This window comes from Flavobacterium sp. B114r, from assembly GCF_056824125.1.
Map to the genome: position 1 here is coordinate 4156488 of NZ_CP124858.1, position 15928 is coordinate 4172415.

At 38.0% G+C, this 15928-nt stretch carries 6 protein-coding genes, 2 tRNA genes and 3 rRNA genes; 2 read left to right on the forward strand and 9 right to left on the reverse strand.

The window, feature by feature from the left end; all coding sequences use genetic code 11:
- Positions 1–83: 83 nt before the first annotated feature.
- Genes glgB through QLQ94_RS17680 form a run of 3 tightly spaced genes read right to left on the reverse strand, consistent with a single transcriptional unit; the run spans position 84 to position 4722 of the window.
- On the reverse strand, positions 84–1988 hold the full coding sequence (glgB, locus tag QLQ94_RS17670; protein WP_482497987.1) for a 1,4-alpha-glucan branching protein GlgB: 1905 nt from the start codon (positions 1986–1988) through the stop codon (positions 84–86).
- A gap of 36 nt (positions 1989–2024) precedes the next feature.
- Positions 2025–3305, reverse strand: coding sequence for a glucose-1-phosphate adenylyltransferase (locus QLQ94_RS17675; RefSeq protein WP_271334691.1), 1281 nt, complete (start codon positions 3303–3305; stop codon positions 2025–2027).
- Positions 3295–4722 (reverse strand): glycogen synthase, encoded by a 1428-nt coding sequence (locus QLQ94_RS17680; RefSeq protein WP_271334690.1) that lies wholly within the window; start codon positions 4720–4722, stop codon positions 3295–3297. Before QLQ94_RS17680 ends, QLQ94_RS17675 begins: the two co-directional genes overlap by 11 nt.
- A gap of 138 nt (positions 4723–4860) precedes the next feature.
- Between QLQ94_RS17680 and QLQ94_RS17685 the strand changes: the two genes are divergently transcribed.
- Positions 4861–5727: an alpha/beta fold hydrolase gene (locus QLQ94_RS17685; RefSeq protein ID WP_271334689.1), complete on the forward strand. Its 867-nt coding sequence runs from the start codon at positions 4861–4863 to the stop codon at positions 5725–5727.
- Positions 5728–5775: 48 nt separating this feature from the next.
- Positions 5776–6420, forward strand: coding sequence for an endonuclease III domain-containing protein (locus tag QLQ94_RS17690; protein WP_271334688.1), 645 nt, complete (start codon positions 5776–5778; stop codon positions 6418–6420).
- A 731-nt stretch (positions 6421–7151) separates the two neighbouring features.
- Here the strand turns inward: QLQ94_RS17690 and rrf are convergent.
- The 6 genes from rrf to QLQ94_RS17720 all read right to left on the reverse strand — a co-directional run bounded on the left by rrf (position 7152) and on the right by QLQ94_RS17720 (position 15924).
- Positions 7152–7261: ribosomal RNA gene (gene rrf / locus QLQ94_RS17695) — 5S ribosomal RNA — on the reverse strand.
- Positions 7262–7413: 152 nt separating this feature from the next.
- Positions 7414–10297 (reverse strand): 23S ribosomal RNA (locus QLQ94_RS17700).
- Between the two features lie 194 nt (positions 10298–10491).
- A tRNA-Ala gene (locus QLQ94_RS17705) sits at positions 10492–10565 on the reverse strand.
- 100 nt (positions 10566–10665) lie between these two features.
- Positions 10666–10739 (reverse strand) — tRNA-Ile (locus tag QLQ94_RS17710).
- A 126-nt stretch (positions 10740–10865) separates the two neighbouring features.
- Positions 10866–12379 (reverse strand): 16S ribosomal RNA (locus tag QLQ94_RS17715).
- The 16S, 23S and 5S rRNA genes sit together here with 2 tRNA genes alongside, the layout of an rRNA operon.
- 1610 nt (positions 12380–13989) lie before the next feature.
- Positions 13990–15924 carry an OmpA family protein gene (locus tag QLQ94_RS17720; protein WP_482497989.1) on the reverse strand — a complete coding sequence of 645 codons (1935 nt, stop codon included), beginning with the start codon at positions 15922–15924 and terminating at the stop codon, positions 13990–13992.
- Positions 15925–15928 lie beyond the last annotated feature (4 nt).

Consider the following 15928-nt stretch of genomic DNA (forward strand, 5'->3'; position numbering starts at 1 on the left):
ATTATTACTTAAAAAATAAACAATTCGATAATTTTAAATCGTAAAACTAACAAATTGGTACTTTAAAAAAACTCCTTATCTTTTTACGAATAAGAATAAACGGTAACACTTAATGGAGGTAAAATTAATTCGACAGAATAATCCCTGCCATCATAAGCTATAGCTTCAGTTTTTAAGGTTTTGGCATTTCCAACACCGCTGCCGCCGTAAATGACAGCATCACTGTTAAAAATCTCTTTTAACTTGCCTTTTTTAGGTATTCCTATTCTGTAATTTTCCCTAATTACCTGGGTAAAATTGCAAACCACAATTATGTTTTCTTCCGGATTATTTCCTTTTCGGATATAAGACAAAACAGCATTTTGATGATCCGAATAATTAATCCATTCAAAACCTTCTCCCGAAAATTGTTTTTCATACAGCGCAGGACGAGATTTATACAATTGATTGAGATCTGTAATCAGCTTTTTTATTCCGGAATGGTAATCGTATTGCAGTAAATGCCAGTCTAAACTTTTTTCAAAGTTCCATTCATCGCTTTGCCCAAATTCAGAACCCATAAATAATAATTTAGTTCCTGGATGAGTAAACATATAACCGTATAATAATCTCAAATTAGCAAATTTTTGCCATTCGTCGCCGGGCATTTTATTCGCTATTGATTTTTTTCCATAAACAACTTCGTCATGAGAAAACGGAAGCATAAAATTTTCAGTAAAGGCGTACGTCATCGAAAATGTCAAATCATTCTGATGGTATTTTCTATAAACAGTTTCTTTCTGAAAATACTTTAATGTATCGTGCATCCATCCCATCATCCATTTCATTCCAAAGCCCAAACCACCTGTAAAAGTTGGTCTTGAAACCATAGGAAACGAAGTGCTTTCTTCAGCAATAGTTTGAACTCCATCGAAGTTAGCGTAGATAACTTCATTAAATTCTTTAAGAAAACTAATGGTATCCAGATTTTCTCTACCACCGTAAATATTGGGTTCCCATTCTCCTTCATTTCTTGAATAATCAAGATATAACATCGAAGCTACGGCATCGACGCGTAAACCATCAACATGATAATGTTGGAGCCAGAAAACAGCATTACTTATTAAAAATGCGCGAACTTCATTACGTCCATAATTAAAAACCAAACTTTTCCAATCAGGATGATATCCTTTTTTGCGATCAGGATGTTCGTATAGATGCGATCCGTCAAAGAACCCTAAGCCGTGTGCGTCATCTGGAAAATGTGACGGAACCCAGTCTAAAATCACTCCAATTCCTGCCTGATGCAGTTTATCAACCAGAACCATAAAATCCTGTGGCTTCCCAAAACGAGACGTGGGGGCAAAATATCCAGTCAATTGATATCCCCACGACGGATCATAAGGATACTCCATTATTGGCATAAATTCGACGTGTGTAAAACCTGTTTCTTTTACGTAGTTTACCAAATCATCAGCAAGTTCAAGATAAGTCAAAAAACGGTTATTGTCACCACGTTTCCACGATCCCAAATGTACTTCATAAACAGAATAAGGTTTATCTAAACCATTTATTTCCGGACGCGATTGCATCCATTTTTCATCTTTCCATTTATAATCCAGATCCCATACAACAGAAGCCGTATGAGGTGGTTTTTCACAATACAAAGAAAAAGGATCAGCTTTCTCAGTGACAATTCCATTAATGCTAGATTCAATTTTATACTTATACACCGCACCTTTTACAACATCAGGAATAAAACCTTCCCAAATTCCGGAAGAATCCCAACGTACCTGCAGCAAATGCTCGCCTTGGGTCCAATAATTAAAATCCCCCACAACAGAAACAGATTGAGCTGTTGGAGCCCAAACCGCAAAATAAACGCCTTTTATTCCGTTAACTTCAACTAAATGCGCTCCTAATTTTTCGTATAATTTGAAGTGTTTTCCCGCTTTGAATAAATCAATATCAAAATCAGTAAACAAAGAATGCGTGACAACTTTACTCATATTTGGTTTTTATGGCAATAATTAATTTTAATAGTTTTATTCGATTCTAAAATTATCCGAGAGTACAACCCCTTTTTTAATTACTACGATACCATCTTTTATACTGTACAATTCATTAGTAAAATTGTCTAAATGTTTTCCGCCGTTAATATGAACATTGTTTCCTATTCGCACATTTTTGTCGATCAGGGCGTTCTTTATAAAACAATTTTCACCTATACCTACATGAATCTTATTAATAGTACTTTCATTATTCATCTCATCTAGGTCCTGATAAAAATCGTTCCCCATTACGTAACAATTTTCCAATACAGTACCTACCCCAATTCTGGATCGAATACCAATCACAGAACTTTTTATCTCCTTAGCGTTAATTATACAGCCTTCAGAGATTAATGACTGATTTATGATAGAATTTCTAAATTTAGATGGAGGTAATAATCTTGGTCTGGTAAAAATCTTATTCTCGTTGTCAAACAAATTAAATTCAGGAATATCCGCAGTTAAACCAATATTAGCCTCAAAAAATGATTCAATATTCCCAATATCTGTCCAATATCCTTCATATTGATAGCTCAAAATTTTATGTTTACCTACAGCTTGCGGAATGATTTCCTTACCAAAATCTTTTGTATCCGGATTCGCCATTAATTCTTCAAGCAATGGCTTGTTAAAAATATAGATTCCCATCGAAGCCAGGTATTTTTTGCCTTTTTCTTCCATATGCTCGCTTACCTCAGATTCCCATTGCGGTAATAATGACGCATCTGGTTTTTCGATAAAAGCTTCGACACAATTCTCATGATTTGTTTTTAGAATTCCAAACTCCGGAGCGTCTTTAGCATTTACCGGTAAAGTTGCAATAGAAATTTCTGCATTTGCCGCAATATGCGCTTCCAGCATTTCGTTAAAATCCATTTGATATAATTGGTCACCTGAAAGAATCAAAGCGTGATCGAAATCGTGTTTTAAAAAATGTGACATACATTGTCGAACAGCATCTGCAGTTCCTTGAAACCACGTTGGATTATCCGGGGTTTGTTCTGCTGCTAAAATGTCAACAAATGACTGACTGAAAATACTAAAATTGAATGTGTTTTTAATATGTGCATTTAAAGATGCCGAGTTAAATTGTGTCAAAACAAATATTTTGAAAATATCAGAATTGATACAATTTGAAATAGGAATATCGACCAATCGGTATTTCCCTCCAATTGGAACTGCCGGTTTTGATCTGGTTTCTGTTAATGGATACAAACGTGATCCTTGTCCTCCTCCTAAAATAATGGCAACTACATTTTTCTTTTTAAACTTCATTTTTCTCAATTATTAAGGTGTATATCTCGATATATTCTTGGCAAACTCGCTCCCAGGAATGGTCAATTTCCATTCCCATTTTTCTTATTTTATAAAAACTTATTTTATCATTGTATAATTTCACAGCACGATTGACCGAATAACAAATATCTCCAACCGAAGCCTGATCATGACATATTCCGTTTCCGTTATCGCCAAAATCAATTACTGTATCTCGCAAACCTCCTGTTCTTCTCACAATTGGAATCGTTCCATAACGCAAAGCATACATTTGGTTTAAACCACAAGGTTCTACTCTTGAAGGCATTAAAATATAATCTGAACCTGCATAAATCAAATGCGCTAATTCTTCATTATAACCTATAAAAACATTATAATTGCCATTATAATCATTTCGCAACTGCAGTAATTGTTCTTCTATTGCTGAATTTCCCGATCCTAAAATCAGAATATTAATATTTTCGAAATTTTCAGATAAGGCCAATGCTGATGCCTGAGGCAATAAATCGCCTCCCTTTTCTTCAAATAAACGGCCAATAAAACTAAACAGTGGTTTTGTAGCATCTAATTCAAATTGCTCGCATAGTTTTTCCTTGTTTTTTTGTTTTCCTGTTTCAGAAGTTTCAATCGCATAGTTTTCAGCAATCATTTGATCTTTAGACGGATTCCATACTTCAAAATCGATTCCGTTTAAAATTCCTTTTGATTTTTCCCTAACCGACCTAAACAATGTTTCTAATCCATTTGCAGAAATATTTATTTCATTCAGATAGCTGGGAGAAACAGTGGTAACAGCATGTGCGCATTTAATTCCGACTGCCAATGAGTTAATGGAATTGTTCCACTCTAAGAATCCAACATGAGTTAAATCAAATTCTGGTAAATAACGTAATTTATCAAAACCGAACCAACCTTGGTATAAAGCATTATGAATCGTAATAACTGTTCTCACAGTCCTTAAACTTTCATATTTATAACCATATTTAACCAGGAATGGAATTAATCCTGTATGATGGTCATGACAATTAATAATATTAGGTACCGTATTTCTCGTCAAAATCCAATCTAAAGCAGCTATTTGAAATGATAAAAATCGTTCTATATCGTCGTCATAGCCGTAAATATTATCACGATTAAACAATTCACTAATTTCTATCAGATACAATTCATAACCTAACTTATCCGTTGTCTCCTTTAATACTCTAAACGGAAAATCAAAATCTCCCAGAGATATGCTTCCCTGATGAACACAATCAAAATCATTTTCATTTTTGAACTTTGTGTTATAACACGGAACAACAACCCGAACCTGATGACCTGCATTCTTTTGATATTTTGGTAATGCCCCAACAACATCCGCCAAACCACCTACTTTTGCCATAGGATAGCACTCGGCGCTAATATGAAATATTTCCATGTAGAATTTATAATCGTATTAATAAAACTAATTTCTAAATTATTTTTTTTAGTAAGCATTCATTTATATCTTACTTTTATGTTTCCTAAATTTAGGAAAAAATAAGCATAATTAAGGCTTCAGACAAAAATTATTAATATGGCAAAAAAGGTTACTAATCCTACTCAATCCTTAAAAATTCCACAGGTTATTATACTTTCCGGTAAATTACTCGCTTTTATCTCACCAAAGCTGGCTACAAAATTTGCGGCAAAGCTTTTTACAACTCCCATAAAACATAAAACTCCCAAACGAGAGTTTGAGATGGATGACAAAAGTATCAAGAATAGAATTTTCGTTCCGGCAATTAACAAAAGTATCGTTACATATAAGTATGGAAAAAGTGACCAGAAAATTTTGTTAGTTCACGGTTGGTCCGGTCGCGGTACACAGTTATTCAAAATAGCCGATGAACTTGTTCAAAAAGGTTACTCCACTATAAGTTTTGATGCGCCCGCTCATGGAAAATCTGAGGGAACAACAACAATAATGTCTGAATTTATTGATTCTATTCTGGAAATAGAAAAGCAATATGGTCCCTTTGAAATTGCAATTGGGCATTCACTTGGCGGAATGTCTGTTCTAAACGCAATTAAAGATGGTTTAAAAGTAAAAAAAGCTATCGTTATTGGAAGCGGAGATATTGTGCAGGATATTTTAGATGAATTTATTTTGAAGCTTGGATTAAAACAAAAATTTAGCGAGCGTCTTCGTTTTCTCTTTGAAGATAAATACCAAGTAAAAATGGATGATTTTTCAGCTTATCGGGCGGGACAAAAAATTCAGATTCCTGTTCTGGTAATTCACGATAAAGATGATCCGGAAGTTCCTGTAGAAGCAGGAATTCACATTCACAAACATCTGAAAAATGGAAGTTTATTCTTAACTGAAGGCTTAGGACACAGAAAAATCCTTGGCAATCAAAATGTTATAAAAAAAATTCTTGATTTCATCAAAAGTACCTAATTTTGTGATAGTTATACTTTTATTGTTTAATCTAAAAACTGCATTACGATGAATTTATTTGGAGAAACATCAGATTGGGAAACTAAGTTAAAACCTATTTTAAAAAAATATAAAGGAAAAAAACATCCCTTAGAATATAAAAATACTTACCAGCTATTAGTTATGGTAGTTTTATCTGCTCAGGATTCTGACGCAAATATTAATACTATTGCGCCTGATTTATTTGCTAAATTTCCAACACTAAAAAGTTTATCTGAAGCTGATTCAGAAACTTTTATTCCATATATAAGCAAGATTCGAAATTATCCGACAAAAGCACAATGGCTTCTCGAAATTGCCAAAACTATAAAAAATGATCAGGATATTCCCTTGACAATGCAAGGATTGACTGCGTTAAAGGGTATTGGTCGAAAATCTGCAAATGTTATCTTAAGAGAAACTCACAAACCTGCCGAAGGTATTATAGCAGATTTGCACGTAATTCGCGTAGCTCCCCGAATTGGAATAATAAAAGAAAGCAAAGACGGAAATAAGGTCGAAAAAGATCTAATGCAGGTATTGCCAAAATCAATTTGGTCAGAGATTGGAATGGCAATTTCATTCTTAGGAAGAGAGACTTGCCGACCAAAACCAAAATGCGAAGAATGTTTGCTTACAGATGTATGTCATTACTATTTGACAGAAGTAATTTAAACCTAGTTTTTTAGTCTGTTGGATAATATTTAATGATATAAATTATTGAAGTAATAATTATCTTTATGGCGTTTCCCTCCGGGTCGGGCTGTTCGCTAAATCTTTTGCCTAAGATATTTTGTTTTTTTAGAAGTATGGTTTTTCGCAAAAGGATACCGCTGCCATCCCTAACGCGATCTATGGTTAACTACAAAATTTATTTTTAAAAGAAATTCCAAATTTTAAAAATCCAAATTTCAAAGTTTTTTTACGTTTAGCCTTTGCGAGCTTTGCATTCACAAAGAATTTAAACTACTTTGCGTCCTTTGCGGTTAAACCATACCTGATTTTCAGAAAAAATCCAAAACATTACCCATGCATCTTTGCGAACTTTGTATTTACAAAGAATTTAAAACTACTTTGCGCGCTTTGCGGTTAAACCAAACTTGATTTTCAGAAAAATCCAAAACATTACCCATCCAGCTTCGCGAACTTTGTATTTACAAAGAATTTAAAACTACTTTGCGCACTTTGCGGTTAAACCACACTTGATTTCCAGAAAAAATCTAAAACAAAACAACTTTCCACAATTGCATTTGGTCACAAAATATCATCGGATCCAGCTTTGCGAACTTAACAATTACAAACTTTCCTTGCGCACTTTGCGGTTAAACTACAAAGCATTATAAAACATTACCCCAGTATTTTGTAAAACAAAAAACCCTGTTTCGCTAGAAACAGGGTTTTCAAAAGAAAGGCGACGACATACTCTCCCACATAACTGCAGTACCATCTGCGCAGGCGGGCTTAACTACTCTGTTCGGGATGGGAAGAGGTGAGCCCCGCCGCAATAACCACCTTAAGAAGTTATAATTGCTTTGGGCAATTTGTTCTTCAATTTTTAATTTTTAATTCAAAATCTATAATTGAAGTAATATCTTAACATACTGAGATAAAGAAAAAAGTATTGATTTAGAAAGTTTCTTCTCCCACCTTACGGTGGGAGAAAAGGGTGTACATAAGCTTACGGATTATTAGTACTACTCGACTATGACATTACTGCCTTTACATCTATAGCCTATCAACGTGGTCATCTCCCACGATCCTTAAAAGAAATCTCATCTTGTGGTGGGTTTCGCGCTTATATGCTTTCAGCGCTTATCCCTTCCAAACGTAGCTACTCTGCGATGCTCCTGGCGGAACAACAGATACACTAGAGGTTTGTCCAATTCGGTCCTCTCGTACTAGAATCAGATCCACTCAAATTTCTAACGCCCACAGTAGATAGAGACCGAACTGTCTCACGACGTTCTGAACCCAGCTCGCGTGCCACTTTAATGGGCGAACAGCCCAACCCTTGGGACCTTCTCCAGCCCCAGGATGTGACGAGCCGACATCGAGGTGCCAAACCCCCCCGTCGATATGAGCTCTTGGGGGAGATCAGCCTGTTATCCCCGGCGTACCTTTTATCCTTTGAGCGATGGCCCTTCCATGCGGAACCACCGGATCACTATGCTCTACTTTCGTACCTGATCGACCTGTATGTCTCTCAGTCAAGCTCCCTTATGCCATTGCACTCTACGCACGGTTACCAAGCGTACTGAGGGAACCTTTAGAAGCCTCCGTTACTCTTTTGGAGGCGACCACCCCAGTCAAACTACCCACCAAGCAATGTCCCCCGCAAAACGGGGTTAGGCCTCAGATAAACAAAGGGTTGTATTTCAACAATGACTCCACAACGCCTGGCGACGCCACTTCACAGTCTCCAACCTATCCTACACATCATTTATCCAAGGTCAATACTAAGCTATAGTAAAGGTGCACAGGGTCTTTTCGTCCCACTGCGGGTAAACGGCATCTTCACCGTTACTACAATTTCACCGAGCTCATGGCTGAGACAGTGTCCAGATCGTTACACCATTCGTGCAGGTCGGAACTTACCCGACAAGGAATTTCGCTACCTTAGGACCGTTATAGTTACGGCCGCCGTTTACTGGGGCTTCAATTCAATGCTTCTCCGAAGATAACATCTCCTCTTAACCTTCCAGCACCGGGCAGGTGTCAGGCCCTATACTTCATCTTACGATTTTGCAGAGCCCTGTGTTTTTGATAAACAGTCGCCTGGACCTCTTCACTGCGGCCCTGATTACTCAGGGCGACCCTTCTCCCGAAGTTACGGGTCTATTTTGCCTAATTCCTTAGCCATGAATCTCTCGAGCACCTTAGGATTCTCTCCTCAACTACCTGTGTCGGTTTACGGTACTGGTACTAATTACCTGAAGTTTAGAGGTTTTTCTTGGAAGCCCTTAGGCGCACTATCTCTTTGTCCGAAGACTCCGAGTACTATCGTATTTCCCCAAAACCCGTGGATTTGCCTGCGGGTCTTATAGGTAGGTACTTCAACGAACTATTCCGTCAGTTCGCGGCGCTTTCATCACTCCGTCACCCCATCACAGTAATTAGTAGTACGGGAATATTAACCCGTTAGCCATCGACTGTCCCTTTCGGGTTCGCCTTAGGACCAGACTAACCCACAGCTGATTAGCATAGCTGTGGAAACCTTAGTTTTTCGGTGTGCGGGTTTCTCGCCCGCATTATCGTTACTTATGCCTACATTTTCTTTTCTAACCAGTCCAGCATACCTTACGATACACCTTCAACCCTGTTAGAATGCTCCCCTACCACTTACAATTGCTTGTAAATCCATAGCTTCGGTAATATACTTATGCCCGATTATTATCCATGCTCGTCCGCTCGACTAGTGAGCTGTTACGCACTCTTTAAATGAATGGCTGCTTCCAAGCCAACATCCTAGCTGTCTGGGCAGACAAACCTCGTTCTTTCAACTTAGTATATATTTGGGGACCTTAGCTGATGGTCTGGGTTCTTTCCCTCTCGGACTTGGACCTTAGCACCCAAGCCCTCACTGTTAGTGAACATTATATAGCATTCGGAGTTTGTCAGGAATTGGTAGGCGGTGAAGCCCCCGCATCCAATCAGTAGCTCTACCTCTATATAACTTTATAACTAACGCTGCACCTAAATGCATTTCGGGGAGTACGAGCTATTTCCGAGTTTGATTGGCCTTTCACCCCTACCCACAGGTCATCCGAAGACTTTTCAACGTCAACCGGTTCGGTCCTCCACTGTGTGTTACCACAGCTTCAACCTGCCCATGGGTAGATCACACGGTTTCGCGTCTAACACTACTGACTAAAGCGCCCTATTCAGACTCGCTTTCGCTACGGATCCGTGGCTTAACCACTTAACCTTGCCAGCAACGTTAACTCGTAGGCTCATTATGCAAAAGGCACGCCGTCACCCCACGAAAGGGCTCCGACCGCTTGTAAGCGTATGGTTTCAGGATCTATTTCACTCCGTTATTCACGGTTCTTTTCACCTTTCCCTCACGGTACTGGTTCACTATCGGTCTCTCAGGAGTATTTAGCCTTAGCGGATGGTCCCGCCAAATTCAGACAGGGTTTCACGTGCCCCGCCCTACTCAGGATACCACTATCTATTATACTCGTTACCCATACGGGACTATCACCCTCTATGGTGTCACTTTCCAGTAACTTCCGGTTCCTTGTACATAAAATATCGTGGTCCTACAACCCCAATCTTGCCGTAACAACATTGGTTTGGGCTAATCCGCGTTCGCTCGCCACTACTTACGGAATCACTTTTGTTTTCTTCTCCTCCGCCTACTTAGATGTTTCAGTTCAGCGGGTTTGCCCACCTATCGGTGTACTATGTCTTCAACATAGTGGGTTGCCCCATTCAGGTATCTACGGATCAATCGGTGTGTGCCCGTCCCCGTAGCTTTTCGCAGCTTATCACGCCTTTCATCGCCTCTGAGAGCCAAGGCATCCCCCATACGCCCTTATTTTGCTTATTGTACCAATCATAAATTAATATGACCGTTTTTTTTTGTCTTTTACAATAAAATTGTAAAAAACGCTTTCTACTTTTTATTATTTTCTTATCTCAATATGTCAATGAACTTTTTCTTTTTCAGAATAAAGAACATAGAGAATAGATAATAGACCAAGTCTATATTCTTTTTTCTATATTCTATCTTCTTAAAGATAGTGGAGAATAACGGAGTCGAACCGTTGACCTCCTGCGTGCAAGGCAGGCGCTCTAGCCAGCTGAGCTAATCCCCCTTTTTAATTAAAAATTAAAAATCGTGAATTAAAAATTATGAACTATGTGATCCTTAATCTTTCAACTTCTAAAATTTCCTTCTTTTTAAGAGTAAAATAGTTGTCTCGGACAGACTCGAACTGTCGACCCCTACATTATCAGTGTAGTACTCTAACCAGCTGAGCTACGAGACACTCTTATTCTTAAAATTTATTATTTGAACTAACAGCAAGAGTAAAATAGTCTTAAAATCAAAACCTATAAAGCTTCTTCTTTTTTCCTCAGCGTGTTGATAAATCAACTAACACTTGAGGCTCTAGAAAGGAGGTGTTCCAGCCGCACCTTCCGGTACGGCTACCTTGTTACGACTTAGCCCTAGTTACCAGTTTTACCCTAGGCAGCTCCTTGCGGTCACCGACTTCAGGCACCCCCAGCTTCCATGGCTTGACGGGCGGTGTGTACAAGGCCCGGGAACGTATTCACCGGATCATGGCTGATATCCGATTACTAGCGATTCCAGCTTCACGGAGTCGAGTTGCAGACTCCGATCCGAACTGTGACCGGTTTTATAGATTCGCTCCTGGTCGCCCAGTGGCTGCTCTCTGTACCGGCCATTGTAGCACGTGTGTAGCCCAAGGCGTAAGGGCCGTGATGATTTGACGTCATCCCCACCTTCCTCACAGTTTGCACTGGCAGTCTTGTTAGAGTTCCCGACATGACTCGCTGGCAACTAACAACAGGGGTTGCGCTCGTTATAGGACTTAACCTGACACCTCACGGCACGAGCTGACGACAACCATGCAGCACCTTGTAAATTGTCTTGCGAAAGATCTGTTTCCAAACCGGTCAATCTACATTTAAGCCTTGGTAAGGTTCCTCGCGTATCATCGAATTAAACCACATGCTCCACCGCTTGTGCGGGCCCCCGTCAATTCCTTTGAGTTTCATTCTTGCGAACGTACTCCCCAGGTGGGATACTTATCACTTTCGCTTAGCCACTGAGATTGCTCCCAACAGCTAGTATCCATCGTTTACGGCGTGGACTACCAGGGTATCTAATCCTGTTCGCTACCCACGCTTTCGTCCATCAGCGTCAATCCATTAGTAGTAACCTGCCTTCGCAATTGGTATTCCATGTAATCTCTAAGCATTTCACCGCTACACTACATATTCTAGTTACTTCCTAATAATTCAAGTCTAACAGTATCAATGGCCGTTCCACCGTTGAGCGATGGGCTTTCACCACTGACTTATTAAACCGCCTACGGACCCTTTAAACCCAATGATTCCGGATAACGCTTGGATCCTCCGTATTACCGCGGCTGCTGGCACGGAGTTAGCCGATCCTTATTCTTACGATACCGTCAAGCTACTTCACGAAGTAGTGTTTCTTCTCGTATAAAAGCAGTTTACAATCCATAGGACCGTCATCCTGCACGCGGCATGGCTGGATCAGGCTTGCGCCCATTGTCCAATATTCCTCACTGCTGCCTCCCGTAGGAGTCTGGTCCGTGTCTCAGTACCAGTGTGGGGGATCTCCCTCTCAGGACCCCTACCCATCGTAGCCTTGGTAAGCCGTTACCTTACCAACTAGCTAATGGGACGCATGCTCATCTTTTACCGTTGTGACTTTAATTATAAAATGATGCCATTTCATAATACTATGAGGTATTAATCCAAATTTCTCTGGGCTATCCCTCTGTAAAAGGTAGATTGCATACGCGTTACGCACCCGTGCGCCGGTCTCTAGTTCCGAAGAACTATACCCCTCGACTTGCATGTGTTAAGCCTGCCGCTAGCGTTCATCCTGAGCCAGGATCAAACTCTTCATCGTATATTGTTGATCTAATCACTTAGATCGTATTGTTATTCGAATCAGTCTCTATCGGTTCTTTTTCAATCTCTCGATTATCTTACTCTTTATTCTTTTGTTTTAACATCTCTGTTAAAACGGCTGTCAATTCAATATGTCTACGAACGTGTCTTCTTAATTTTGTGTTTCGCTTGTTTCTCAAAGCGGGTGCAAAAGTAGAAAATTTATTTTCAACTGGCAAGTAAATTTTGAAGTTTTTTTTTGGAAATTTTCATTTCCTTTTCTTCTCATTTCCTAACCAATCTATCAATGAACTTCCGTTGTTTTGCGGGGTGCAAAAGTACATAATATTTCTGCATAAACAATACTTTTGAGCTTACTTTTTTTGAATATTTTTCCCTAAATAAACCTAACAAACTGACAATGTAAAAACTAAGCTTTAGCCTTTTTTTCTTTTTGAATGAATTTTCCTTGCATCAAAGCTTTTTACATTATTCTTATTCTAAGAATTGTGTTTTCAGCAACTTTACATGACTATTTAAACTCAAACATCACCTATATATAATAGGTGTCAAATAATCTCTACCTAATATGATATGCTATAAATCTTATACATCGTCTATTAAATAACTTTTACTAATTAGACATTCACGTTCATAAAAAGCTGTTAACTGATTTATTCACGTAAGATCAGAAACATATCCACTTACCTGGTTCTCATTTTAACTTCAAATGAATTGATCAAAATAGTACGTATAAGAATAACTATAGTAAAAAGATTGAAAATGATAACTTCTAAATATATTGTTATGAATAAATACTAAGCAATACGATTCTGGAAAATATTCAATTTTACTAATTATCAAAAAAAAACACAAATCGGATAGGAGCCTAGGGATTAATTCCCTAGGCGACCTTCCACACCACCCGGCATACGGATCCGTACCAAGGCGGTTCTTAATTTACGATACATTTTAAGATAGATACCTAACCTAAAGTACTTCCGTGAGGTTGTTTTCAGTTATCCCAATAAAGGTCTGCACTCCCTGGTAGCTGTCGGATTCCGTCCTATCCTTTCCAAGGTAGTTATCAAATTACTTGATATTTTCTGCATTCGTGCCTTCATAGGTAACATTCATTTACTACTCACTTAATTAAGTTCAGTCCTTCGGTACTCATTTACAGTACCTACTATGACCTCTGCTGACTTCTTATAGCAATTGTTATCCATAAGTGCTTTTCTTAAAAAAAAAAACTCCCCCTATGTCTATAAGACCTCCCCAGGTAAGAACGACAACTTTCCTCTCATATACCTGCTATATTTACCATGATGTTTCCGTACAGTTTTGGACTTCAGTTTGTGTTGCAACCTTATCCAACATCTTTGGCCTTTTATATAGTTTCTGTTCGTCAGGTCAAGAGTTTGCCTACTGCTTCCTTCAGATTCCACCTCGCGATGGACACCCTTGCATTCAGCTAACACTTCCCACTGTAAAGGCGTGTTCGGGACTTACACCCTAGAGTTATCGCCCATGCTGGGCACACAACAAATAAGACCGCTAAAAAGCGGTCTTAACTATAAAGAAATTAGAAAAAATATTGAACTAATTATTGAAATGCTTTTTTAATATTTATAACGCCATAATTATAAATTGGCTTCGTCTATTCATTTGATGCTGCTCTTCACTACAATCTACTCCATCTGAACATCCGTTGATAAGCTCAGTTTCTCCATAGCCTTTTCCTGTTAGTCTGTTTGGTGCAATACCATTTTTAACCAGCCATTGTATTGTAGATTGAGCTCTTCTTTCTGATAACTGCTCATTATATGCATGTGTTTGACGACTGTCTGTATGCGAACGAATGTCCAATTTCATTGTGGGATATTGTTTTAATACGTCAAGTATTTTTTCTAAATCTAAAGCTGCTTCAGCGCGAATGTTAGATTTGTCCAGATCAAAATAAATCATACTAATACCAAAACACTTCCCTAAATCATCCCCTATTGTAACCTGACAACCAGATTTATCTAAAGCAATCGGCAAATAAGTTTTACCATTTTCAGATGCAATAGTAATACTAGTTTCTCTTGTGGTATAATCACTTTTTTCTGCTCTTACATTATAAAACTTCCCACATTCAACAGGAAAAATATAGAATCCTTTCTGGTCTGTAATAGTAGAACCTTTTAATATCATTTGATCGTCATAAAGAGAAACCTTCGCTCCTGGTAAAATAGCTCCTGTTACTGCATCTGTAATAACTCCGCTTAATTCCTGAATGCATTTTAGTTTTCTTTTTTCTAAAAATTTATAAATATCATCTGAACCCTGGCCTCCTTTTTTATTTGAGGAAAAAAAACCTCTTCTTGATTTAGTATCTATTATATAAGCAAAATCATCGTTTGGCGAATTAATATCAGCTCCTACATTTTGAATGTTACTTACTCCATTCTTAGTTATTTCGCCAACAAATACATCTAACCCGCCAAGTCCGGGATGTCCGTCTGAGGCAAAATAAATTTCGTTTTCATCTGTTATAAACGGAAATGTTTCTTTTCCTTCGGTATTAATTGTTGATCCTAAATTTTCTGGAGATCCATATCCTCCATTGCCGTTGATTGATACTTTATAAATATCCGATTGGCCAATTGTCCCTGGCATATCTGATGCAAAATACAATGTTTTCTCATCAGGACTAAGGGCAGGATGTGCCGTGCTATAACTGTCACTATCAAAAGGGAGTTCTGTTATATTACTCCATTGGTTATTTTCAAGAGTGGCTTTGTATATTTTTATTAATGTAGTTTTATTTTCATCTTTTCCTTTTTTACCTTCAATATAATTATTTCGTGTAAAATAAACTGTCTTTCCGTCTTTTGTGAATACAGGAGTCGATTCGTGAAATTTAGAATTGATTTTTGATTCGAATTTTTTAACGGTACCGGGATTCAAATTTTCATCCATATCTGCCTGATACAAATTAGTAAAATGCTCTCCGGTCCATTTGTGTTTTCTCTGATTAAAATTTCCTGTATCTCTGGCCGAAGCAAAGACTATTTTGTTTAAATAAAAAGCAGGTCCGTAATCAGAATATTTGCTGTTTATACCCGCATTTTCAATATTGTAACGTCCCGAATTGGCTTTAATTAAATCCAGATAATTTTTATTACTTTCATATAGTTTTCCCCTAGTATCTATTTTTACTTTTTGATTGAATAAATCAAGCATCTGATTCGCTTTGGCTGTCTCCCCGGTTGATTTTAATGATTGTGCGTATCGATAATAATACTCTGGTTCAACTTCGGTATTCATCGCAAATAATTCGCCGTACCATTTAGCCGCTTTGTCAAATTCAGAATTGAAATAAAACGAATTGGCCAATTTTTTAAACATATCTGCAGATTTGTATCCTTTTTCGGCTACACGCTCATAGGTTTTAATCGCATCGATATAGGCGTAATCATCGTATTTTTTATCACCTGAAGCAATCTTTTTTTGTTGTGAATAACTGTTAATTGAAAAAGCACTTATTATTGTTATGTAGAGGAGTATAATTTTTTTCATAATA

Coding starts and splice junctions, on each gene's coding strand:
- glgB (WP_482497987.1), bottom strand. CDS start 1,988: ATGAGTAAAGTTGTCACGCATTCTTTGTTTACTGATTTTGATATTGAT.
- QLQ94_RS17680 (WP_271334690.1), bottom strand. CDS start 4,722: ATGGAAATATTTCATATTAGCGCCGAGTGCTATCCTATGGCAAAAGTA.
- QLQ94_RS17675 (WP_271334691.1), bottom strand. CDS start 3,305: ATGAAGTTTAAAAAGAAAAATGTAGTTGCCATTATTTTAGGAGGAGGA.
- QLQ94_RS17720 (WP_482497989.1), bottom strand. CDS start 15,924: ATGAAAAAAATTATACTCCTCTACATAACAATAATAAGTGCTTTTTCA.
- QLQ94_RS17685 (WP_271334689.1), top strand. CDS start 4,861: ATGGCAAAAAAGGTTACTAATCCTACTCAATCCTTAAAAATTCCACAG.
- QLQ94_RS17690 (WP_271334688.1), top strand. CDS start 5,776: ATGAATTTATTTGGAGAAACATCAGATTGGGAAACTAAGTTAAAACCT.